Source organism: Stenotrophomonas sp. C3(2023) (assembly GCF_032911385.1).
Lineage (GTDB): Bacteria > Pseudomonadota > Gammaproteobacteria > Xanthomonadales > Xanthomonadaceae > Stenotrophomonas.
In genome coordinates this window covers 2,722,459-2,743,365 of record NZ_JAWJLO010000001.1, presented here as the reverse complement: position 1 = coordinate 2,743,365, position 20,907 = coordinate 2,722,459, and the positions used below count along the sequence as shown (strand labels likewise).

The following is a 20,907-nucleotide window of genomic DNA, read 5'->3' as shown; positions in this document are numbered from 1 at the left end:
CCCAACTTTTTTGAATAAAGGTAGATAACAATGGCAAAGGGTAAGTTCGAGCGCACCAAGCCGCACGTCAACGTCGGCACCATCGGTCACGTCGACCACGGCAAGACCACGCTGACCGCTGCACTGACCAAGATCGGTGCCGAGCGCTTCGGTGGCGAGTTCAAGGGCTACGACGCCATCGACGCCGCGCCGGAAGAGAAGGCCCGCGGCATCACGATTTCGACCGCTCACGTCGAATACGAATCCGCCAGCCGCCACTACGCTCACGTTGACTGCCCCGGCCACGCCGACTACGTCAAGAACATGATCACCGGTGCTGCGCAGATGGACGGCGCGATCCTGGTCTGCTCGGCTGCTGACGGCCCGATGCCGCAGACCCGCGAGCACATCCTGCTGTCGCGTCAGGTCGGCGTGCCGTACATCGTCGTGTTCCTGAACAAGGCCGACATGGTTGACGATGCCGAGCTGCTCGAGCTGGTCGAAATGGAAGTGCGCGAACTGCTGAGCAAGTACGACTTCCCGGGCGACGACACCCCGATCATCGCCGGTTCGGCTCGTCTGGCGCTGGAAGGCGACCAGAGCGACATCGGCGTGCCGGCGATCATCAAGCTGGTCGACGCGCTCGACAGCTGGATCCCGGAGCCGGAGCGTGCGGTCGACAAGCCGTTCCTGATGCCGGTGGAAGACGTGTTCTCGATCTCGGGCCGCGGCACCGTGGTGACCGGTCGTATCGAGCGCGGCGTGATCAAGGTCGGCGAGGAAATCGAGATCGTCGGCATCCGTCCGGTGCAGAAGACCACCGTCACCGGCGTGGAAATGTTCCGCAAGCTGCTGGACCAGGGCCAGGCAGGCGACAACGCCGGTCTGCTGCTGCGCGGCACCAAGCGTGACGACGTCGAGCGTGGCCAGGTGCTGGCCAAGCCGGGCACGATCAAGCCGCACACCACCTTCGAAGGCGAAGTGTACGTGCTGTCGAAGGACGAGGGCGGCCGTCACACCCCGTTCTTCAACGGCTACCGCCCGCAGTTCTACTTCCGCACCACCGACATCACCGGTAAGGCCAACCTGCCGGAAGGCGTCGAGATGGTGATGCCGGGCGACAACGTGAAGATGGTTGTCGAGCTGATCAACCCGGTGGCAATGGACGAAGGCCTGCGCTTCGCAATCCGTGAAGGTGGTCGTACCGTCGGCGCCGGCGTGGTCTCGAAGATCATCGCGTAATCTGCTAGAATCGGCGCCCCGATGTTGCCTGGGTAGGGCATCGGGGCGTTTTAAATGGGAAAGCAGGCACAGGATGTGCCTTGTGTTCCCCGGACCAGGAACGGTCAATGCCATTCAGGCGGCGTCAACAGGCAACTGTTGACAGCTGCCTTGCGTGCCATTATGCTTCCACGTCTGGGCAGGCCGGGAAACTGGTCTGCCTGTTGTTTTGGGGTCCATGGATTGACCTTGTCGGCCCACAGGATTGCGGGCTGTCTTTATTCAGGATTTTCATGGGGCAAGGCAACCCAGAGGCCTTGCTCGTCGCTCTTTTAACGAAGGAATCACCGTCATGGCGGACCAAAAGATCCGTATCCGGCTGAAAGCGTTCGATCATCGTCTGATCGACCGTTCGGCCAGCGAGATCGTTGAAACGGCCAAGCGGACCGGCGCGCAAGTGCGTGGCCCGATCCCGCTGCCGACCAAGATCGAGCGTTACACCATCCTCGTCTCCCCGCACGTCGACAAGGACGCGCGTGACCAGTACGAGACCCGCACGCACAAGCGCGTGCTCGATATCGTCGACCCCAACGACAAGACCGTGGACGCGCTGATGAAGCTCGAACTGGCTGCCGGCGTCGACGTTCAGATCAAGCTGACCTGAGGACTACGACCATGACGAAGAAGTATTCGTTGGGCTTCGTGGGCCGCAAGGCTGGCATGAGCCGCGTTTTCACCGAAGATGGCCGGTCCATCCCGGTGACCTTGATTGAAGCAACCCCGAACCGCATCGCGCAGGTCAAGACCGTCGAAACCGACGGCTACAGCGCCGTGCAGGTGACCGTCGGCGCGCGTCGCGCTGCCCTGGTCAACAAGCCGGAAGCCGGCCACTTCGCCAAGGCGAAGGTGGAAGCGGGTCGTGGCCTGTGGGAGTTCCGCGTTGAAGATTCGCAGCTCGGCGATTTCGCCGTCGGCGGCGAAGTCAAGGCGGACATCTTTGAAGTCGGCCAGATCGTCGACGTCCAGGGTGTCACCAAGGGTAAGGGTTTCCAGGGCACCATCAAGCGCTACAACTTCCGTATGGGCGATGCAACCCACGGTAACTCGCTGTCGCATCGCGCGCCGGGTTCGCTGGGTCAGCGCCAGACCCCGGGTCGCGTTTTCCCGGGCAAGAAGATGTCGGGCCACATGGGCGCCGTGCAGCAGAGCACGCAGAACCTGGAAGTGGTCAAGGTCGACGTCGAGCGCGGTCTGATCGCAGTTCGCGGCGCCGTTCCTGGCGCGGCGGGTGGCGATGTGATCGTCCGTCCGGCGAGCAAGGCATAAGGAGAGATGACGATGGAACTCGTTATCACGGGTAGCAACAACAAGGTCTCGGTCTCCGACGCCGTGTTCGGTCGCGATTTCAGCGAAGATCTGGTCCACCAGGTCGTCGTTGCTTACCGCAACGCCGGTCGCGCCGGCACCAAGGCACAGAAGACTCGCTCCGAAGTGGCTGGTACCACCAAGAAGTCGAAGAAGCAGAAGGGCGGCGGCGCGCGTCATGGCGCACTGACGGCTCCGATCTTCGTCGGCGGTGGTGTCACCTTCGCGGCCAAGCCGCGCAGCTTCGAGCAGAAGGTCAATCGTAAGCAGTACCGTGCCGCCATGTGCGCGATCCTGTCCGAGCTGAACCGTCAGGGCCGTCTGACCATCGTGGAGTCCTTCGACGTCGAAGCGACCAGCACGAAGGGTCTGATCGCCAAGCTGGCCGGCCTGGAAGTGGGCAAGCGCCCGCTGATCGTCACTGAAGAAGCCTCCGAGCACCTGTACCTGTCGGCCCGCAACGTTCCCTACGTGGAAGTGCGTGACGTGCAGGGTCTGGACCCGGTGTCGCTGGTCGGTGCCGACACGGTCGTCATCACCGCTGACGCGGTCAAGAAGGTCGAGGAGTGGCTGGCATGAACAGCAACGAAAAAATCTTCAGCGTGCTGCGTGCCCCGCGTGTCTCCGAAAAGACCGCGCGCCTGCAGGAACTCTCCAACCAGTATGTCTTCGAAGTCTCGAACGAAGCCACCAAGGCCGATGTAAAGGCCGCGGTCGAGCAGCTGTTCGACGTCAAGGTCGAGGCCGTCAACGTGGTCAACGTCAAGGGCAAGAACAAGTCCTTCCGTAACCGTGCTGGCCGCCGCGGCGACTGGCGCAAGGCGTACGTTCGTCTGGCCGATGGCCAGTCGATCGATGTAACGGCCAAGGCCTGAGGTACATCCCATGCCATTGATGAAATTCAAGCCCACTTCCCCCGGCCGCCGTTCGGCCGTGCGCGTGGTCACTCCCGACCTGCACAAGGGTGCTCCGCACGCTGCCCTGGTCGAGTCGCAGAGCCGCTCCGGTGGTCGTAACCACCACGGCCGCATCACCGTGCGTCACGTCGGTGGTGGCGCCAAGCAGCACTACCGCATCATCGACTTCAAGCGCAACAAGCTGGGCATCCCGGCGCGCGTGGAACGCATCGAATACGATCCGAACCGCACCGCCCACATCGCCCTGCTGTGCTACGTCGACGGCGAGCGTCGCTACATCATCGCCCCGAAGGGTCTGAAGGCCGGTGATCAGGTGATCGCAGGTTCGGACGCCCCGATCAAGGCGGGCAACACTCTGCCGCTGCGCAACATCCCGGTCGGTACCACCATCCACGGCATCGAACTGAAGCCGGGCAAGGGTGCCCAGATCGCCCGCGCCGCCGGCGCTGCCGTGCAGCTGGTCGCACGTGAAGGCATCTACGCCACCCTGCGCCTGCGCTCGGGTGAAATGCGCAAGGTGCCGATCGAGTGCTGCGCCACCATCGGCGAAGTCGGTAACGACGAGCACAACCTGGAAAAGCTGGGTAAGGCCGGTGCCAAGCGTTGGCGCGGCGTCCGCCCGACCGTTCGTGGTGCTGCCATGAACCCGGTTGACCACCCGCACGGTGGTGGTGAGGCCAAGGCCGGCCAGGGTAACCCGCATCCGGTCACCCCGTGGGGTGTCCCGACCAAGGGTTACAAGACGCGCCATAACAAGCGCACTCAGCAGTTCATCGTCCGCGATCGTAGGGGCTAATCGACCATGGCACGTTCACTCAAGAAGGGCCCGTTTGTCGATCACCACCTGGTTGCTAAGGTGGCTGCCGCTGCGGGTAGCAAGCGTCCGGTCAAGACCTGGTCGCGTCGTTCGATGATCCTGCCGGAAATGGTAGGCGTCACCATTGCTGTGCATAACGGCAAAAACCACATCCCGGTTCTCGTCAACGAGAACATGGTCGGCCACAAGCTCGGCGAGTTTGCCATCACCCGGACCTTCAAGGGTCACGGTGGTGACAAGAAGTCGGGCAAGTAAGGAGAGATGACAATGGAAGCGAAAGCCATCCTGCGCACTGCGCGCATCTCCCCGCAGAAGGCACGTCTGGTCGCTGACCAGGTGCGCGGTCTGCCGGCCGAGCGTGCGGTGAACCTGTTGAAGTTCTCGGACAAGAAGGCTGCCCACCTGATCAAGAAGGTGGTGGAGTCGGCAATTGCCAATGCCGAGAACAACCAGGGCGCTGACGTCGACGAGCTGAAGGTCCAGACCATCATGGTAGATGAAGGTCCGACCCTGAAGCGTTTCATGGCGCGGGCGAAAGGCCGCGGTACCCGCATCCTCAAGCGCACCAGCCACATCACTGTGGTTGTGGGCGCCGGCAAGTAAGCGGAAAGGAAAAGACCATGGGTCATAAAGTTCATCCGATTGGTATCCGCCTCGGTATCGCCAAGGACTGGAACTCCAAGTGGTACGCCAACAAGGCCGAGTTCGCTGGTTACCTGGCAGCCGACCTCAAAGTGCGCGACATGCTGCGCAAGAAGCTGGCTCAGGCCGGCATCAGCAAGATCCTGATCGAGCGTCCGGCCAAGACCGCGCGCGTGACGATCCACACCGCCCGTCCGGGCGTGGTGATCGGCAAGCGTGGTGAGGACATCGAGAAGCTGCGCAAGGAAGTGAGCGAGATGATGGGCGTTCCGGCGCACATCAACGTCACCGAAGTGCGCAAGCCCGAGCTGGACGCACAGCTGGTTGCCGAGTCGATCGCGCAGCAGCTGGAGCGTCGCATCATGTTCCGCCGCGCGATGAAGCGTTCGGTCGGCAACGCGATGCGCCTGGGTGCCCTGGGCATCAAGGTCAACGTCGGTGGCCGCCTCAACGGTGCGGAAATCGCCCGTTCGGAGTGGTACCGCGAAGGCCGCGTGCCGCTGCACACGCTGCGTGCCGACATCGACTATGGCTTCGCTGAAGCCAAGACGACCTACGGCATCATCGGCATCAAGGTCTGGATCTACAAGGGCGAGGTCTTCGATTTCTCCCAGGTTGGCCAGGAAAAGCAGGACGACACCCCGTCGCGCAACGATCGTCATGATCGCGGCGACCGCGGTGACCGTCAGCGCCCGGCTCGTGAAGCGAGGTAACGGCAATGTTGCAACCCAAGCGAACCAAATACCGCAAGGTACACAAGGGCCGTAACGACGGTCTGAGCTGGAGCGCCAACGCTGTCAGCTTCGGCGAATACGGTCTCAAGGCAACCGCCCACGGTCAGCTGACCGCGCGTCAGATCGAAGCGGCCCGCCGCTCGATCAGCCGCTACGTCAAGCGCGGTGGCAAGATGTGGATCCGTGTGTTCCCCGACAAGCCCATCACCAAGAAGCCCATCGAAGTTCGAATGGGTTCGGGTAAGGGCAACGTGGAATACTGGGTAGCCCAGATCCAGCCCGGTCGCATGATCTATGAAATCGAGGGTGTCTCCGAAGAAGTGGCACGCGAGGCGTTCCGCCTGGCCGCCGCCAAGCTCTCGGTCACCACCACTTTCGTAACCCGGACGGTGCGCTGATGGACCTCAAACAACTCCGTGAAAAGTCGGCTGACGAACTGAAAGCCCACCTGATCGACCTGCGTAAGGAACAGTTCTCTGTCCGCATGCAGCAGGTCACCGGGCAGCTGCCGAAGACCCACGATATCCGCCGGGTCCGTCGCGAGATTGCTCGCGTCAAGACCCTGCTCGGCAGCACCAAGTAAGGATGGCCGCTATGAGCGACAATACTGAAAAGAAGACGCTGCGCACGGTCGAAGGCCGTGTCGTCAGCAACAAGATGGACAAGACGGTCACCATCCTGGTCGAGCGCCAGGTCAAGCACGCACTGTACGGCAAGTACATCAAGCGCTCGACCAAGCTGCACGCCCATGACGCCGACAACGCCTGCAAGGAAGGCGATGTCGTGCGCGTGACCGAAATTGCTCCGATGTCCAAGACCAAGAACTGGCGCGTGGTGGAAGTCATCACGCGTGCGGCTGAATAAGGAGTCTGAATCATGATCCAGATGCAGAGCTACCTTGACGCCGCGGACAATTCCGGTGCGAAGGAACTGATGTGCATCAAGGTGCTGGGTGGTTCCAAGCGCCGTTATGCCCACATCGGCGACATCATCAAGGTCACCGTGAAGGATGCGATTCCGCGCGGCAAGGTCAAGAAGGGCGAAGTCTACGACGCCGTCGTGGTGCGTACCCGCAAGGGTGTGCGTCGTCCCGACGGTTCGCTGATCCGCTTCGACGGCAACGCTGCCGTTCTGCTGAACAACAAGCAGGAGCCGATCGGTACCCGTATCTTCGGGCCGGTGACCCGTGAACTTCGTTCCGAGAAGTTCATGAAGATCGTCTCGCTCGCTCCCGAAGTGCTGTGAGCGACAGGAGATAATCATGGCTAACCGTATCAAGAAGGGCGACCAGGTTGTCGTCAACGCTGGCAAGGACAAGGGCAAGCAGGGCGAAGTCGTCCGCGTCGACGGCGACCGTGTGGTCGTCGCCAACGTGAACATCGTCAAGCGCCACACCAAGCCGAACCCCCAGGCAGGTGTTGCTGGTGGCGTGGTCGAGCGCGAAGCGTCGATCCATATCTCCAACGTGAATGTGCTGAACCCGGCTTCGGGCAAGGGCGAACGCGTTGGCTTCAAGGTGCTGGAGGATGGACGCAAACTGCGTGTGTTCCGCTCCAGCGGTGAGGCGCTCGACGCCTGAGGAATGCGTAGATGAATACCCGTCTCGAAAAGTTCTACAAGGAAGAAGTGGTGCCGGCGCTGATGAAGCAGTTCGGCTACACCAATCCGATGGAAGTGCCGAAGCTGGTCAAGGTCACCCTGAACATGGGTGTCGGCGAAGCAGCGACCAACAAGAAGATCCTCGAAAACGCCGTCGCCGACATGGCAAAGATCTCCGGCCAGAAGCCGGTGGTCACCAAGTCGCGCGTTTCGGTGGCTTCGTTCAAGATCCGCGACGGTTGGCCGATCGGCTGCAAGACCACGCTGCGTCGTGAAAAGATGTACGAGTTCCTGGATCGTCTGATCAACATCTCGCTGCCGCGCGTGCGCGACTTCCGTGGTGTGTCGGGTCGCTCGTTCGACGGTCGCGGCAACTTCAACATGGGTGTGAAGGAACAGATCATCTTCCCGGAAATCGACTTCGACGCTGTCGACGCGATCCGCGGCATGGATATCGCCATCACCACCACGGCGAAGACCGATGCGGAAGCGAGGGCGCTGCTGGCAGCGTTCAAGTTCCCGTTCCGTAACTGATACGTCGAGGAATCCGAAATGGCAAAGACCTCCATGGTCAACCGCGACATCAAGCGGAAGAAGCTGGCTGAGAAGTTCGCTGACAAGCGCGCTGCTCTGAAGAAGATCGTGTCCTCCGTGGACGCGAGCTACGAAGAGAAGATCGAAGCCGCCACCAAGTTGTCGAAGCTGCCGCGCGATTCGTCGCCGAGCCGCCATCGCAACCGTTGCGAACTGTCTGGCCGTCCGCGTGGCGTGTACAGCAAGTTCGGCCTGGGCCGCAACAAGCTCCGCGAAGCCACCATGCGTGGCGACGTGCCGGGCCTGCGCAAGGCCAGCTGGTAATCCAGCCGGCCGTGCCACGTCCAGCCCGCCAGGGCAGGACGTGACCCAGCAGGGGAGGGCGTTCAGCTTTCCCTGAAAAAAACCGAAGAGCCCGACGCAGGTCGGGCTCTTTTGGCGTATAATCCCGCGTCTTGCCCTGCGAAGGGTAGGGTGTGGGCAGGGCCATTGGCCCGCGCACCAAGGGACCTGGCCCGTTTCCAGGACACAACAGAAATTCGCGAAAGCGGATATCGGTGCACTCAAAGGTACTCAGAATGAGCATGACTGATCCCATCGCCGACCTGCTGGTCCGCATCAAGAATGCGGCAGCGGTGGGCAAGCAGACGGTGAAAGCCCCGTCGTCCAAGATCAAGGTTGCGATCGCCCAGGTCCTGAAGGACGAGGGTTACATCAGCGATCTGCGCGTTACCCCGCTCGAGAACAACAAGGCCGAGCTGGAAATCGTGCTGAAGTATTTCGAAGGCAAGCCGGTCATCGCGACCCTGAAGCGCTTCTCGCGTTCGGGTCTGCGTCAGTACCGCGGCAAGAGCGAGCTGCCGAAGGTCATGAATGGCCTGGGTATCTCCATCATTTCCACCTCCAAGGGCATCATGACCGATGCGCAGGCGCGCCAGCTGGGCGTCGGCGGCGAAGTCCTGTGCTTCGTGGCCTAAGGCGAGAAGGAGTAGAACATGTCCCGCGTAGCCAAAAAGCCGATCGACCTGGGCAAGGTTGAACTGAACGTCACCGCTGACAACGTCACCGCCAAGGGCCCGAAGGGCACCCTGTCGCTGGCCAAGCCGGAAGGTATTGCCATCAACGTCGAGAACGGCGTTGCCACCCTGAGCACCGAGAACGCTGAGCTGGTCGCACTGACCGGCACCGTGCGTGCGATCCTGGCCAACATGGTCAAGGGCGTGTCCGAAGGCTTCGAGCGCAAGCTGGAGCTGGTGGGCGTGGGTTACCGCGCTGCCATGCAGGGCAAGGACCTGAACCTGTCGCTGGGCTTCTCGCACCCGGTCCTGTTCGTGGCGCCGGAAGGCATCACCATCAGCACCCCGACCCAGACCGAAATTCTGGTCCAGGGCGCCGACAAGCAGGTCGTTGGTGAAGTTGCCGCCAAGATCCGTGCGTTCCGCAAGCCGGAGCCGTACAAGGGCAAGGGCGTGAAGTACTCCGACGAAGTCATCATCCGTAAGGAAGCCAAGAAGGCGTAAGTGCGAGTCCCTCGCAAGAGCCCGCACATCGCTGTGCGGACTCCCCAGGGAAAAGCCCATCCTTCAGCTTTCAGGGAATAATCAAATGAACAAGAACATCGCCCGCCTGCGTCGCGCCAAGTCGACCCGCGCCCACATCCGTGAGCTCGGCGTTGCCCGTCTGTCGGTGCTGCGCACCGGTCAGCACCTGTACGCCCAGGTCTTCACCGCCGACGGCTCGAAGGTGCTGGCTGCTGCCAGCACCACGCAGTCCGAAGTGATCGAAGGCCTGAAGAACGGCAAGAACGCCGACGCTGCCGCCAAGGTTGGCCGTATCGTTGCCGAGCGCGCCAAGGCTGCCGGCATCGAGAAGGTTGCCTTCGACCGTTCCGGTTACCGTTACCACGGCCGCATCAAGGCCCTGGCTGACGCTGCCCGCGAAGCCGGTCTGCAGTTCTAAGGGACAAGGAAAGGGGCCAGCGGCCCCTTTCCGCCTGCCTGCCGGCTGGGGCTCAGCCGGGCGACGCCTTCCTTCTGCGGGGGCGCCCGCTTCACCGTTGCATTCCACAACAACAAGCGGCCCTGAGCCGTACATACTCAAACAACCAAGGAATAAACATGGCAGAAGAACGTCAGCAGCGGGGTCGCGATCGCGACCGTAACCGCGAAGAGAAAGTCGACGACGGCATGATCGAAAAGCTGGTCGCGGTCAACCGCGTCAGCAAGACCGTCAAGGGCGGTCGCCAGTTCACCTTCACCGCCCTGACCGTGGTCGGCGACGGCGAAGGCAAGGTCGGTTTCGGCTACGGCAAGGCGCGCGAAGTGCCGGTCGCCATCCAGAAGTCGATGGAGCAGGCCCGCAAGAATCTGGTCACCGTTGATCTGAACAACGGCACCCTGTGGCACACCATCAAGGATGGTCACGGCGCAGCCCGCGTGTTCATGCAGCCCGCTTCGGAAGGTACCGGCGTCATTGCCGGCGGTGCCATGCGCGCCGTGCTGGAAGCCGTTGGCGTGAAGAACGTGCTGGCCAAGGCCACCGGCTCGCGCAACCCGATCAATCTGGTGCGTGCCACCGTGAAGGGTCTGTCTGCTGCGCAGTCGCCGGCCCGCATCGCGGCCAAGCGCGGCAAGAAGGTAGAGGATCTGAACCATGGCTAATGACACCGTCAAGACCGTCAAGGTGCGCCTGGTGCGCGGCCTGCGTGGCACCCAGTCGCGTCACCGCCTGTCGGTGCGTGCCCTGGGCCTGAACAAGCTCAACGATGTGCGTGAACTGAAGGACAGCCCGCAGGTTCGCGGTCTGATCAACACCGTTCACTACCTCGTCAAGGTTGAGGAGTAATCGATCATGACCATGCGTCTCAATGAACTGAGCCCGGCACCGGGCGCCCGTACCGAGCGCACCCGCGTCGGTCGCGGTATCGGCTCGGGCCTGGGCAAGACTGCCGGCCGCGGCCACAAGGGTTCGTTCGCCCGTAAGGGTGGCGGCAAGATCAAGGCTGGCTTTGAAGGCGGCCAGACCCCGATGCAGCGTCGTCTGCCGAAGATCGGCTTCCGTTCGCCGATCGCCAAGGACACCGCTGAAGTGCTGCTGTACCAGCTGGACAAGCTGCCGGCCGGTGAGATCGACTTCGCCGCACTGCGTGCGGCCAAGTTGGTCCCGAGCACCGCGAAGAAGGCCAAGGTCGTCGTCAAGGGCGAGCTGACCAAGGCGTACACCCTGAAGGGTGTTGCTGCCACGGCTGGTGCCAAGGCCGCAATCGAAGCTGCCGGCGGCAGCGTAACGGAGTAAGAGAATCATGGCGCAAGCTGGCATCGGTAACCTCGCGGGCGGAATGGGCAAGTTCACTGAACTTCGCCAACGTTTGCTGTTCGTCGTCGGGGCTTTGATCGTCTATCGCATCGGCTGCTACGTGCCGGTGCCTGGCGTCAATCCCGATGCCATGCTTGCCATGATGCAACAGCAGGGCGGCGGCATCGTGGACATGTTCAACATGTTCTCGGGCGGCGCCCTGCACCGTTTCAGCATCTTCGCGCTGAACGTGATGCCCTATATTTCGGCATCGATCGTGATGCAGCTGGCCGTGCACATCTTCCCGGCGCTGAAGGCGCTGCAGAAGGAAGGTGAGTCCGGTCGCCGCAAGATCACCCAGTATTCCCGTATCGGTGCGGTGCTGCTGGCCGTGGTGCAGGGCGGTTCGATCGCCCTGGCGCTGCAGGGCCAGACCTCGCCGACCGGCGCGCCGGTCGTCTATGCACCGGGCATGGGCTTCGTGCTGACTGCCATCATCGCGCTGACCGCCGGCACCATGTTCCTGATGTGGGTAGGCGAACAGGTCACCGAGCGCGGCATCGGCAACGGTGTGTCGCTGATCATCTTCGCCGGCATCGTCGCCGGTCTGCCGGGTGCGGTCATCCACACCTTCGACGCCTACCGCGACGGCAACATCCAGTTCATCCAGCTGCTGCTGATCGTGCTGGTGGTGCTGGCCTTCACCTTCTTCGTGGTGTTCGTCGAACGCGGCCAGCGCCGCATCACGGTGAACTACGCACGTCGCCAGGGCGGCCGCAACGCCTACATGAACCAGACCTCGTTCCTGCCGCTGAAGCTCAATATGGCCGGCGTGATCCCCGCGATCTTCGCCTCCAGCCTGCTGGCCTTCCCGGCGACGCTGGCGATGTGGTCCGGCCAGGCGGCCAACCAGAGCGCGACCGGCCAGTGGCTGCAGCGCGTGGCCAACGCACTGGGCCCGGGCGAGCCGCTGCACATGATCGTGTTCGCTGCGCTGATCACCGGCTTTGCGTTCTTCTATACCGCGCTGGTTTTCAATTCGCAGGAAACCGCCGATAACCTGAAGAAGTCGGGTGCGCTGATTCCGGGCATCCGACCGGGCAAGGCCACCGCCGACTACATCGACGGCGTGCTGACCCGCCTGACCGCAGCCGGTTCGGCGTATCTGGTGATCGTCTGCCTGTTGCCGGAGCTGATGCGCACCCAGTTGAACGCCTCGTTCTACTTCGGTGGCACGTCGTTGCTGATCGTGGTGGTGGTGGTGATGGACTTCATCGCCCAGGTGCAGGCACACCTGATGTCGCACCAGTACGAAAGCCTGCTGAAGAAGGCCAATCTGAAGGGTGGCAACCGCGGCGGCTTTGCTCGCGGCTGATTCACCTGCTACACTATCGTCTTCCTGCTGTGATGGTCCTCCGCTTCGCGGGCCCGGCCATCCAAAGAAGGGCGGCCCCCGCAGCGGTTCCGGGTGGGGGTGAGATCGGGTCGTACCGCGCAGGAGTAGCGCGGGCGGCTCCGGAAATCTCTCGCAAGAGGGGTTTCGCGGGGTCAACCTGGTCCGGCGCCGGAGCCTGGGCACACTCCCCAGGCCAAGGTCCATGAAACCTTCTGGTTTCACGGGCTTTCAAGTAAACCGGAACCTTGTTAGTATCGCTAGTTCACTTTTTTGATCCATCCTGCCGGATTGGCGCGCCGCCTGGTGCGCTGTCGGCCATCACTCAGCTGGAGAACCGCGTCATGGCGCGTATTGCAGGCGTCAACCTGCCAGCCCAGAAGCATGTCTGGGTCGGGTTGCAAAGCATTTACGGCATCGGCCGTACCCGTTCGAAGAAGGTCTGCGAAGTCGCAGGCGTTGCTTCGACCACCAAGATCCGCGATCTGTCCGAGCCGGAAATCGAGCGCCTGCGCGCCGAAGTCGGCAAGTACATCGTGGAAGGCGATCTGCGCCGTGAAATCGGCATCGCGATCAAGCGCCTGATGGACCTGGGCTGCTACCGCGGTCTGCGTCACCGTCGCGGTCTGCCGCTGCGTGGCCAGCGCACCCGTACCAACGCCCGCACCCGCAAGGGCCCGCGCAAGGCGATCAGGAAGTAAGGGACCTATAAATGGCTAAGCCCGCTGCTAAGACCAAGAAGAAGATCAAGCGCGTCGTCACCGACGGCGTTGCCCACGTCCACGCTTCGTTCAACAACACCATCGTGACCATCACCGACCGCCAGGGCAATGCGCTGTCGTGGGCGACCTCCGGTGGCGCTGGCTTCCGCGGTTCGCGCAAGTCGACGCCCTTCGCTGCCCAGGTGGCTGCCGAGAAGGCCGGTCGTGCTGCGCTGGACTACGGCGTGAAGTCGCTGGAAGTCCGCATCAAGGGCCCGGGTCCGGGCCGTGAGTCGGCCGTGCGTTCGTTGAACAACGTCGGCTACAAGATCACCAACATCATCGACGTGACGCCTATCCCGCACAACGGGTGCCGTCCGCCGAAGAAGCGTCGCGTCTAAAGGGAGCGATAAGAAATGGCTCGTTATATCGGTCCTACCTGTAAGCTCGCCCGTCGCGAAGGCGCCGACCTGTCCCTGAAGAGCCCGGCGCGTGCGCTGGACTCCAAGTGCAAGCTGGAGCAGAAGCCCGGCCAGCACGGCGCCACTGCCCGCAAGGGCAAGCTGTCCGACTACGCCACCCAGCTGCGTGAAAAGCAGAAGGTCAAGCGTATCTACGGTCTGCTGGAGCGTCAGTTCCGCAACTACTACAAGAAGGCCTCGACCAAGAAGGGCAACACCGGCGAGAACCTCCTGCAGCTGCTGGAAACCCGCCTGGACAACGTTGTCTACCGCATGGGCTTCGCCGTCACCCGTCCGGCTGCCCGTCAGCTGGTGTCGCACCGCGGCGTCACCGTGAATGGCAAGTCGGTCAACCTGGCTTCGTACCAGGTCAAGGCTGGCGACGCCATCGCTCTGTCGGAAAAGGCTGCCAAGCAGCTGCGCGTTCAGGAAGCCCTGACCGTTGCCGCCCAGCATGACCTGAGCCCGTCGTGGGTTGAAGTGGATTCCGGCAAGTTCACCGGCATCTTCAAGGCTGTTCCGGATCGTTCGGATCTGCCTGCGGACATCAACGAAGCGCTGATCGTCGAGCTGTATTCGAAGTAATTCACATTGGAGAGCCCCCGGCGACGGCCGGGGGTTCACTAGGAGAACCCGCAACATGACGGTTACCGCCAACCAGGTTCTGCGTCCTCGCGGTCCGCAGATCGAACGCCTTACCGACACCCGTGCAAAGGTCGTTATCGAACCTTTGGAGCGCGGTTACGGGCATACGCTGGGCAATGCCCTGCGTCGCGTGCTGCTGTCGTCCATCCCGGGCTTCGCCATCACGGAAGTCGAAATCGACGGCGTGTTGCATGAGTACACCACGGTCGAAGGTCTGCAGGAGGACGTGCTCGAAGTCCTGCTGAACCTGAAAGACGTGGCTATCCGTATGCACTCCGGCGATAGCGCTACCCTGTCCCTGTCCAAGCAGGGCCCGGGCGTTGTCACCGCCGCCGATATCAAGGTCGACCACAATGTGGAAATCCTGAACGGCGAACACGTGATCTGCCACCTGACCAAGGATACGGCAGTGAACATGCGTCTGAAGATCGAGCGTGGTTTCGGCTACCAGCCGGCTGCTGCGCGTCGTCGTCCGGACGAAGAAACCCGCGCCATCGGCCGCCTGGTCCTGGATGCCTCGTTCTCGCCGGTCCGCCGTGTCGCCTACGCCGTGGAAGCGGCGCGTGTCGAACAGCGTACCGACCTGGACAAGCTGGTCATCGATATCGAGACCAATGGCACCATCGACGCCGAAGAAGCTGTACGTACCGCAGCCGACATCCTCAGCGACCAGCTGTCGGTGTTCGGTGACTTCACCCACCGCGACCGCGGTGCGGCCAAGCCGGCCAACAACGGCGTGGATCCGGTGCTGCTGCGCCCGATCGACGACCTGGAGCTGACCGTGCGTTCGGCCAACTGCCTGAAGGCCGAAAGCATCTACTACATCGGTGATCTGATCCAGAAGACCGAAGTGGAGCTGCTGAAGACGCCGAACCTGGGCAAGAAGTCGCTCACCGAGATCAAGGAAGTGCTGGCCCAGCGTGGTCTGTCCCTTGGCATGAAGCTGGAGAACTGGCCGCCGGCCGGTGTCGCCAGCCACGGCATGCTCGGCTGAGATCGGTAATGGCTGAAGGCTCCATCGTTCGCGGTGGAGCCTTCAACCGCTTATGCCATGACGGGCCCCAGGCCCGCGGGCAGGTCGTCCAGGAGGGATGGCCAGGACCAACCGCAGTCCGCGCAGCAACGCCAGGATGGCGACAACGCACCTCACAGTCACACCATTAACGAAGGAATTCATCATGCGTCACCAGAAGTCTGGCCGTAAGTTCAGCCGTACCAGCGCCCACCGCGAAGCAATGTTCAAGAACATGGCCGCGTCGCTGTTCAAGCACGAGCTGATCAAGACCACCCTGCCGAAGGCCAAGGAACTGCGCCGCGTCGCCGAGCCGCTGATCACCCTGGCCAAGGTCGACTCCGTTGCCAACCGCCGTCTGGCCTTTGCCCGTCTGCGTGACAACGAAGCCGTGGGCAACCTGTTCACCATCCTGGGCCCGCGCTACGCGAACCGTCCGGGTGGCTACCTGCGTCTGCTGAAGTGCGGTTTCCGCGCCGGCGACAATGCGCCGATGGCCTACGTCGAGCTGGTCGACCGTCCGGTCGCCGTTGCCGAGGCTGTGGGCGAGTAATCGACCGCGCCGCTGCAGAGCTGACAGAAGCCCGGCCTCGTGCCGGGTTTCTGCTATCTGCAGTGGCGGTTTCTGTCCGGTGGAGCCGACCCCACGGTCGGCTGCTCTGCGGTCGTGCACGGTCAGCTGTGCGAATGCGCCGGTGCATCGGTTACGCTTGCGGCGGTCCCCTGTGAGTGTTGCCGATGAATCCGTTGCGCTGGCCATACCGCGCCCAGTTCCTGCTGGGTTTTCTTGTCTGTGCTGGCCTGCTGGCCTACGCGATCTTCCTGCAGCTGAAGATGGGGCTGGAACCTTGCCCATTGTGCATCTTCCAGCGCCTGGCATTTGCTGCGCTGGGGCTGCTGTTCCTGATCGGTGCCTTGCACGGTCCCTCGAATCGTGCCGGGCGGGCGACCTACGGCGTGTTGGCGTTCATCGCTGCGGGCGTGGGCATCGGCATCGCGGGGCGGCACGTCTACGTACAGCTGCTGCCGCCGGAAATGGGGGCCACCTGTGGCCCGCCGCTGGCCTTCCTCAGCGAGACCATGGGACCGCTGGAAGTGTTCCGCACGGTGCTGACCGGTACCGGCAACTGCGGCAACATCGACTGGACCTTCCTGGGTCTGACGATGCCGATGTGGTCGCTGGTCTGGTTCGTGCTGCTGGCGGTGTGGGCGCTGTGGGTTTCACTGCGCCGCGTTCGTTGAACTGATTCCGGGACGTTGGTCCCATCTGCCGGTGCTTGCCGGTGTCACTGTTGATTGGAGTTGCCATGTCTGCCGCATCCTCGTGCCCGCCGTCCTCACCGCCGCATCTGCCGGGGTGGGCGCCGGACAGCTGGCAGGCCCGGCCTGCGCTGCAGATGCCAACCTATCCTGACCCGCTGGCGCTCGATGCGGCGCTGCACGAGCTCAAGCGCCTGCCGCCGCTGGTGACCTCGTGGGAGATCCTGGCGCTCAAGCAGCAGCTGGCCGAGGCGCAGGAAGGCAAGCGCTTCCTGCTGCAGGGCGGCGACTGCGCTGAGAACTTCAGCGACTGCGAATCGACGACGGTGTCCAACCGGCTCAAGGTGCTGCTGCAGATGAGCCTGGTGCTGGTGCACGGGCTGCGCCGGCCGGTGATCCGCGTCGGCCGCTTCGCCGGGCAGTACGCCAAGCCGCGCTCAGCCGACACCGAAACCCGCGATGGCGTGACCCTGCCCAGTTATCGCGGCGACGTGATCAACGGGCCGGCGTTCACCGAGGCCGCGCGTCAGCCCGATCCGCGGCGGATGCTGCAGGCGCATGCCTATTCGGCGATGACGATGAACTTCGTGCGCGCCTTGATCGACGGCGGCTTCGCTGACCTGCACCATCCCGAATACTGGAACCTTGATTGGGTGCGGCATTCGCCGCTGGCCAACGATTACCAGAAGATGGTCGGCTCCATCGAGGACGCGGTGCGCTTCATGGAGACGCTGTCCGGGGCACCTGTACACAATCTCAACCGCGTGCAGTTCTACACCTCGCATGAGGCACTGCTGCTGCCCTACGAACAGGCGCTGACACGGCAAGTGCCACGCCAGCAGGGCTGGTTCAACCTCAGCACGCATTACCCGTGGATCGGCATGCGGACGGCGGCCCTGGACGGTGCGCATGTGGAATACCTGCGCGGCGTGCGCAATCCGATCGCGATCAAGGTGGGCCCCTCGGTGACGCCGGATCAGCTGCTGCGTCTGGTCGATGTGCTCAGTCCTGATGACGAGCCGGGACGCCTGACCTTCATCCACCGCATGGGAGCGGCGCAGATCGAGCAGAAGCTGCCGCCCCTGCTGCAGGCGATGCGGGCCGATGGTCGACGCGTGCTGTGGGTGTGCGATGCGATGCATGGCAACACCGAAGCCACCGGCAACGGCTACAAGACCCGTCGTTTTGACAACATCCGGCGCGAGCTGGAGCTGTCCTTCGACCTGCACGCGGCCGCCGGCACGCGCTTGGGTGGCGTCCATCTGGAGCTGACAGCCGAGGATGTCACCGAGTGCACGGGTGGCGCCCGTGAGTTGACCGAGCGCGATCTCGAGCGTGCGTATCGTTCTTCGGTCGACCCGCGACTCAACTACGAACAGTCGCTGGAGATGGCCATGGCGATCGTGCGCAAGCAGGGCGTGGACACAACGCTTACGAACGACTGACGTGGCGATCATCGCCGGCGCGCCACCCTGCGGTTTTGCAACTGCTCGGAGGTGTGAGGCGTGGTGGACTGGGAACAGGCACAGGCCTATGCATGGCCGCTCGGGATCGCGCTGCTGATAGGCGGTATCGGCGCGTGGTTGATCAGCTGGCTGTACCGCCGGCTCAAAGGCCGGGATCGTCGGCGCGCGCGCATTGGTCGGGTCATTGGGCTGCCGCTGGCTACCGCCTTCCCGCTGCTGCTGTTGATACCGGCGTTGCAGGCCACGCCTCTGCAGGACCCACTGCTGGCGCAGCTGCAGCGCGTCCTGCATATCTGTCTGGTCGCCTGTTTCATCTGGGTGCTGGTGCGCGCAGTGGCGGCCGTGGAGCGTGCGATCCTGCGCAGCCATCCGATCGATGTGGCTGACAATCTCGAAGCCCGCCGCGTGCAGACCCAGACCCGGGTGCTCAGCCGTGTGGTCATGGGCGGCATCATCGTGCTCGGCAGTTCGCTGGTGCTGCTGCAGTTCGACATGGTGGCCAAAATCGGCTCGGCGCTGCTGGCCTCGGCTGGTCTGATCGGCCTGGTCGCGGGTATCGCGGCGCGGCCGGTGTTCGGCAATCTCATTGCCGGCCTGCAGATCGCGCTGACCCAGCCGATCCGCCTGGACGATGTGGTCATCGTCGAGGGTGAATGGGGACGCATCGAGGAAATCGGTAGCAGCTACGTGGTGGTGCGCATCTGGGATGAGCGCCGCATGGTGGTGCCGCTGACCTGGTTCATCGAGAACCCGTTCCAGAACTGGACCCGGCGCAGCGCCGACCTGCTCGGCACGGCGTTCCTGTGGCTGGATTACCGTGCGCCGATCGCCGCCATCCGCGCCGAGCTGGAGCGCATCTGCAAGGAGGCGCCGCTCTGGGATGGACGGGTCTGTGTCACCCAGGTCACCGAGACCACGGAGAAGACCCTGCAGGTCCGTTTGCTGGTCAGCGCCCGCAACTCAGGCGATGCGTTCGATCTGCGCTGCCTTGTCCGTGAGCGCATGCTCGACTTCCTGGCCCGCGAACATCCCGAGGCACTGCCCCAGGTGCGTGCGCGCATCCAGCAGGAGGATGACCGCCGCCGTCCCTCCAGCGCGCCCCGCGCCGACAGCGAGGACGTGCGTTCGCCGGGTGCCGAGGACGGCGAAGGGCCGATCGTGCCGCCTGCAACCGTATGACCGGGTGCCTACGCGCGTCGCGCGCGGGCGCTCTCAGCGTTCCGGATTCCCGGCGCGGCCGGGAAGGACGAGGCGCGGTGCCCGCCGGGCCAGCGTGCGCTGTTCGAAGGCGTAGCCGAGCTCGATGAGGCGGGGTTCGCTCCAGGCGGTTCCGGTGAACAGCAGGCCCACCGGCAGCCCGTCGACCTGGCCCATGGGCACGGTAAGGGCGGGATAGCCCGCAGCAGTGGCTGCGGCAAAGCTGCCCTGCGTTGCCCGTGCGGCGGTGCCCTCCTGCAGCAGGGGGGCCGGCCCCGCGGTCGGCGCGACCAGTGCGTCCAGCTTGTGCGCCTTGAGCAGGGCGTCGATCCCCTGTTCTCCCGCCATGCGCCGCGCGCGGCTGCGTGCGGCCAGGTACTCCGCGCTGCCCAGCGGCCCGGCCTGCGCGGCGAGCGCGAGCCAACGCTGGCCATCAGGGCCAGCGGAATGGTCCTGATACCAGGCCAGCACCTCTTCAATGCTCCGCAGCGGCGCCTGCGCCGTGCCCAGGTAGCGTGCAAGGCCCGCTTTGAACTCGTGGCGCAACACGGTCTGTTCGTCCTCGGCCCAGGCGCTGCTGTCCAGGTCGGGCACCCTGATCACCGTTGCCCCACCGGCACGCAGCTCGGCCAGCGCGTGACGCAGCAGGACATCGACGCCGGGCTGGGCGGCCAGTGGGCTGTCGAGCACGCCGATGCGCGCGTTGCGCAGGCCGTCGTCGCGCAGCCGCGCGGTGTAGTCGTACACCGCCCTGCCGGGCATTGCCGCGGTAGCCGGATCGGCGTCGTCGCGCCCGGCAATCGCGGTCAGGACGACAGCCACATCGCTCACGGTGCGTGCCATCGGTCCCGGACTGTCCTGGCTGTAGGAAGCGGCCAACACGCCATCGCGGCTCACCAGGCCCACCGTCGGCTTGAGGCCGACGATGCCGTTGACCGCAGCCGGGCAGAGCAGGCCACCCTGGCTCCCGGTGCCGATGGCCACGCTGGTGAGGTTGGCCGCCACTGCCACCGCCGCGCCGCTGCTCGTGCCGCACGGGCTGTGGCGGAGACTGTAGGGGTTGCGGGTCTGTCCGCCGCGTGCGCTCCAGCCGGGTGCGACGGGCGGGTCCTGATGGCCGTCCCATTCGCTCATGTTGCCCTTGCCCAGCACCACGGCGCCGGCCTGGCGCAGCCGCTTGACCAGGTAGGCATCATCCGGGCGGAAGTCCTGCAGGGGCAGGGCGCCGGCGCTGGTGGCCAGCGGTGCTGCGGCGATGGTGTCGTTGAGCAGCACCGGAACACCATGCAGCGGACCACGGCTGATGCCCCGGCGCCGCTCTTGATCGAGTGCGGCAGCCTCGTGCGGTGCTGCGGGACTGGTTTCCAGCACGGCGCGCAGCTGCGGGCCACTGCGGTTGCTCGCGGCGATACGCTGCAGGTACTGAGCGGTGATGGCGGCGCTGTCCAGCTCGCCGCGGGCCATGTGTGCCTGCAGGGTCGGAATGTCGGCCTCGGCCAGGAGGAAGGACGCGGCGGCATCGGCAGCATCGCTGGCGGCGGGATCGGGCGGCGCGGGCGCGCAGCCGAGCAGGCTGGCCGCCAGCGCGACGGTCAGTAACGGCAGCAACGGGCGGAAGCAGTCAGTTCGGGACATGCGCGGACCGGCGTAACACACCGGGAGTGTAGCCG

General features: G+C 63.9%; 32 protein-coding genes. 31 read left to right on the top strand and 1 reads right to left on the bottom strand.

All coding sequences use genetic code 11. The annotated features are described in order from the left end of the window. Nucleotides 1-30: 30 nt before the first annotated feature. The 31 genes from tuf (at nucleotide 31) to RZA67_RS12120 (ending at nucleotide 19,219) form a co-directional block, all read left to right on the top strand. A complete protein-coding gene (tuf, locus tag RZA67_RS12270; RefSeq protein ID WP_317213013.1) occupies nucleotides 31-1,221 on the top strand; it encodes an elongation factor Tu in 1,191 nt (396 codons plus the stop codon). Between the two features lie 331 nt (nucleotides 1,222-1,552). Then, nucleotides 1,553-1,864 (top strand): 30S ribosomal protein S10, encoded by a 312-nt coding sequence (gene rpsJ, locus RZA67_RS12265; protein WP_010341589.1) that lies wholly within the window; start codon nucleotides 1,553-1,555, stop codon nucleotides 1,862-1,864. A gap of 11 nt (nucleotides 1,865-1,875) precedes the next feature. After that, the gene (gene rplC, locus RZA67_RS12260) at nucleotides 1,876-2,526 is read left to right on the top strand and encodes a 50S ribosomal protein L3 (RefSeq protein ID WP_317213012.1); all 651 of its coding nucleotides are present in this window, start codon (nucleotides 1,876-1,878) and stop codon (nucleotides 2,524-2,526) included. 12 nt (nucleotides 2,527-2,538) lie between these two features. Further along, nucleotides 2,539-3,144: a 50S ribosomal protein L4 gene (rplD, locus tag RZA67_RS12255; RefSeq protein WP_102944279.1), complete on the top strand. Its 606-nt coding sequence runs from the start codon at nucleotides 2,539-2,541 to the stop codon at nucleotides 3,142-3,144. Further along, complete coding sequence (gene rplW, locus RZA67_RS12250; protein ID WP_004145338.1) at nucleotides 3,141-3,440, top strand: 50S ribosomal protein L23; 300 nt, start codon at nucleotides 3,141-3,143, stop codon at nucleotides 3,438-3,440. The genes rplD and rplW overlap by 4 nt, the downstream gene beginning before the upstream one ends. Before the next feature lie 10 nt (nucleotides 3,441-3,450). Next, nucleotides 3,451-4,278, top strand: a complete 828-nt coding sequence (rplB, locus tag RZA67_RS12245; protein WP_317213011.1) for a 50S ribosomal protein L2 — start codon at nucleotides 3,451-3,453, stop codon at nucleotides 4,276-4,278. A gap of 6 nt (nucleotides 4,279-4,284) precedes the next feature. Beyond that, the gene (gene rpsS, locus RZA67_RS12240; protein ID WP_317213010.1) at nucleotides 4,285-4,554 is read left to right on the top strand and encodes a 30S ribosomal protein S19; all 270 of its coding nucleotides are present in this window, start codon (nucleotides 4,285-4,287) and stop codon (nucleotides 4,552-4,554) included. A gap of 12 nt (nucleotides 4,555-4,566) precedes the next feature. Continuing rightward, entirely contained in the window at nucleotides 4,567-4,902 is a 336-nt protein-coding gene (gene rplV / locus RZA67_RS12235; protein WP_080375339.1) for a 50S ribosomal protein L22, read from the top strand. 17 nt (nucleotides 4,903-4,919) lie between these two features. Continuing rightward, nucleotides 4,920-5,654: a 30S ribosomal protein S3 gene (rpsC, locus tag RZA67_RS12230; protein ID WP_317213009.1), complete on the top strand. Its 735-nt coding sequence runs from the start codon at nucleotides 4,920-4,922 to the stop codon at nucleotides 5,652-5,654. Nucleotides 5,655-5,659: 5 nt separating this feature from the next. Then, nucleotides 5,660-6,073 (top strand): 50S ribosomal protein L16, encoded by a 414-nt coding sequence (gene rplP, locus RZA67_RS12225; RefSeq protein WP_004154486.1) that lies wholly within the window; start codon nucleotides 5,660-5,662, stop codon nucleotides 6,071-6,073. Continuing rightward, a complete protein-coding gene (gene rpmC / locus RZA67_RS12220) occupies nucleotides 6,073-6,258 on the top strand; it encodes a 50S ribosomal protein L29 (RefSeq protein ID WP_317213008.1) in 186 nt (61 codons plus the stop codon). The genes rplP and rpmC overlap by 1 nt, the downstream gene beginning before the upstream one ends. Before the next feature lie 11 nt (nucleotides 6,259-6,269). Continuing rightward, nucleotides 6,270-6,539, top strand: a complete 270-nt coding sequence (rpsQ, locus tag RZA67_RS12215; protein ID WP_317213007.1) for a 30S ribosomal protein S17 — start codon at nucleotides 6,270-6,272, stop codon at nucleotides 6,537-6,539. Between the two features lie 12 nt (nucleotides 6,540-6,551). Beyond that, a complete protein-coding gene (gene rplN, locus RZA67_RS12210) occupies nucleotides 6,552-6,920 on the top strand; it encodes a 50S ribosomal protein L14 (protein WP_042614221.1) in 369 nt (122 codons plus the stop codon). 16 nt (nucleotides 6,921-6,936) lie between these two features. Further along, entirely contained in the window at nucleotides 6,937-7,254 is a 318-nt protein-coding gene (rplX, locus tag RZA67_RS12205) for a 50S ribosomal protein L24 (RefSeq protein WP_004154490.1), read from the top strand. Between the two features lie 11 nt (nucleotides 7,255-7,265). Further along, nucleotides 7,266-7,808, top strand: a complete 543-nt coding sequence (gene rplE / locus RZA67_RS12200) for a 50S ribosomal protein L5 (RefSeq protein ID WP_317213006.1) — start codon at nucleotides 7,266-7,268, stop codon at nucleotides 7,806-7,808. Between the two features lie 18 nt (nucleotides 7,809-7,826). After that, nucleotides 7,827-8,132: a 30S ribosomal protein S14 gene (gene rpsN, locus RZA67_RS12195; RefSeq protein WP_317213005.1), complete on the top strand. Its 306-nt coding sequence runs from the start codon at nucleotides 7,827-7,829 to the stop codon at nucleotides 8,130-8,132. A 254-nt stretch (nucleotides 8,133-8,386) separates the two neighbouring features. After that, a complete protein-coding gene (gene rpsH / locus RZA67_RS12190) occupies nucleotides 8,387-8,785 on the top strand; it encodes a 30S ribosomal protein S8 (RefSeq protein ID WP_317213004.1) in 399 nt (132 codons plus the stop codon). Nucleotides 8,786-8,803: 18 nt separating this feature from the next. Beyond that, nucleotides 8,804-9,328: a 50S ribosomal protein L6 gene (gene rplF, locus RZA67_RS12185; protein ID WP_317213003.1), complete on the top strand. Its 525-nt coding sequence runs from the start codon at nucleotides 8,804-8,806 to the stop codon at nucleotides 9,326-9,328. An 85-nt stretch (nucleotides 9,329-9,413) separates the two neighbouring features. Further along, on the top strand, nucleotides 9,414-9,767 hold the full coding sequence (gene rplR / locus RZA67_RS12180; protein WP_317213002.1) for a 50S ribosomal protein L18: 354 nt from the start codon (nucleotides 9,414-9,416) through the stop codon (nucleotides 9,765-9,767). 158 nt (nucleotides 9,768-9,925) lie between these two features. Continuing rightward, nucleotides 9,926-10,468: a 30S ribosomal protein S5 gene (rpsE, locus tag RZA67_RS12175; protein ID WP_317213001.1), complete on the top strand. Its 543-nt coding sequence runs from the start codon at nucleotides 9,926-9,928 to the stop codon at nucleotides 10,466-10,468. Continuing rightward, nucleotides 10,461-10,652, top strand: a complete 192-nt coding sequence (rpmD, locus tag RZA67_RS12170) for a 50S ribosomal protein L30 (protein WP_317213000.1) — start codon at nucleotides 10,461-10,463, stop codon at nucleotides 10,650-10,652. The genes rpsE and rpmD overlap by 8 nt, the downstream gene beginning before the upstream one ends. Nucleotides 10,653-10,658: 6 nt before the next feature. After that, nucleotides 10,659-11,102: a 50S ribosomal protein L15 gene (rplO, locus tag RZA67_RS12165; protein WP_317212999.1), complete on the top strand. Its 444-nt coding sequence runs from the start codon at nucleotides 10,659-10,661 to the stop codon at nucleotides 11,100-11,102. A 7-nt stretch (nucleotides 11,103-11,109) separates the two neighbouring features. Beyond that, entirely contained in the window at nucleotides 11,110-12,477 is a 1,368-nt protein-coding gene (secY, locus tag RZA67_RS12160; protein ID WP_317212998.1) for a preprotein translocase subunit SecY, read from the top strand. Between the two features lie 362 nt (nucleotides 12,478-12,839). Then, complete coding sequence (gene rpsM / locus RZA67_RS12155) at nucleotides 12,840-13,196, top strand: 30S ribosomal protein S13 (RefSeq protein ID WP_004145437.1); 357 nt, start codon at nucleotides 12,840-12,842, stop codon at nucleotides 13,194-13,196. A gap of 11 nt (nucleotides 13,197-13,207) precedes the next feature. Next, entirely contained in the window at nucleotides 13,208-13,597 is a 390-nt protein-coding gene (rpsK, locus tag RZA67_RS12150; protein ID WP_004145443.1) for a 30S ribosomal protein S11, read from the top strand. Between the two features lie 15 nt (nucleotides 13,598-13,612). Continuing rightward, nucleotides 13,613-14,242 (top strand): 30S ribosomal protein S4, encoded by a 630-nt coding sequence (gene rpsD / locus RZA67_RS12145; protein WP_004145446.1) that lies wholly within the window; start codon nucleotides 13,613-13,615, stop codon nucleotides 14,240-14,242. Between the two features lie 55 nt (nucleotides 14,243-14,297). Next, entirely contained in the window at nucleotides 14,298-15,296 is a 999-nt protein-coding gene (gene rpoA, locus RZA67_RS12140) for a DNA-directed RNA polymerase subunit alpha (RefSeq protein WP_317212996.1), read from the top strand. Between the two features lie 184 nt (nucleotides 15,297-15,480). Continuing rightward, nucleotides 15,481-15,867 (top strand): 50S ribosomal protein L17, encoded by a 387-nt coding sequence (gene rplQ, locus RZA67_RS12135; protein ID WP_317212995.1) that lies wholly within the window; start codon nucleotides 15,481-15,483, stop codon nucleotides 15,865-15,867. 185 nt (nucleotides 15,868-16,052) lie between these two features. Continuing rightward, nucleotides 16,053-16,556, top strand: a complete 504-nt coding sequence (locus RZA67_RS12130; RefSeq protein WP_317212994.1) for a disulfide bond formation protein B — start codon at nucleotides 16,053-16,055, stop codon at nucleotides 16,554-16,556. Nucleotides 16,557-16,621: 65 nt separating this feature from the next. Next, nucleotides 16,622-18,019, top strand: a complete 1,398-nt coding sequence (locus RZA67_RS12125; RefSeq protein WP_317212993.1) for a 3-deoxy-7-phosphoheptulonate synthase class II — start codon at nucleotides 16,622-16,624, stop codon at nucleotides 18,017-18,019. Nucleotides 18,020-18,082: 63 nt separating this feature from the next. Then, complete coding sequence (locus tag RZA67_RS12120; protein ID WP_317212992.1) at nucleotides 18,083-19,219, top strand: mechanosensitive ion channel family protein; 1,137 nt, start codon at nucleotides 18,083-18,085, stop codon at nucleotides 19,217-19,219. A 33-nt stretch (nucleotides 19,220-19,252) separates the two neighbouring features. On the opposite strand, the gene RZA67_RS12115 is transcribed toward RZA67_RS12120, so the two are convergent. Next, nucleotides 19,253-20,872, bottom strand: a complete 1,620-nt coding sequence (locus RZA67_RS12115; RefSeq protein WP_317212991.1) for an amidase — start codon at nucleotides 20,870-20,872, stop codon at nucleotides 19,253-19,255. Nucleotides 20,873-20,907: the final 35 nt, after the last annotated feature.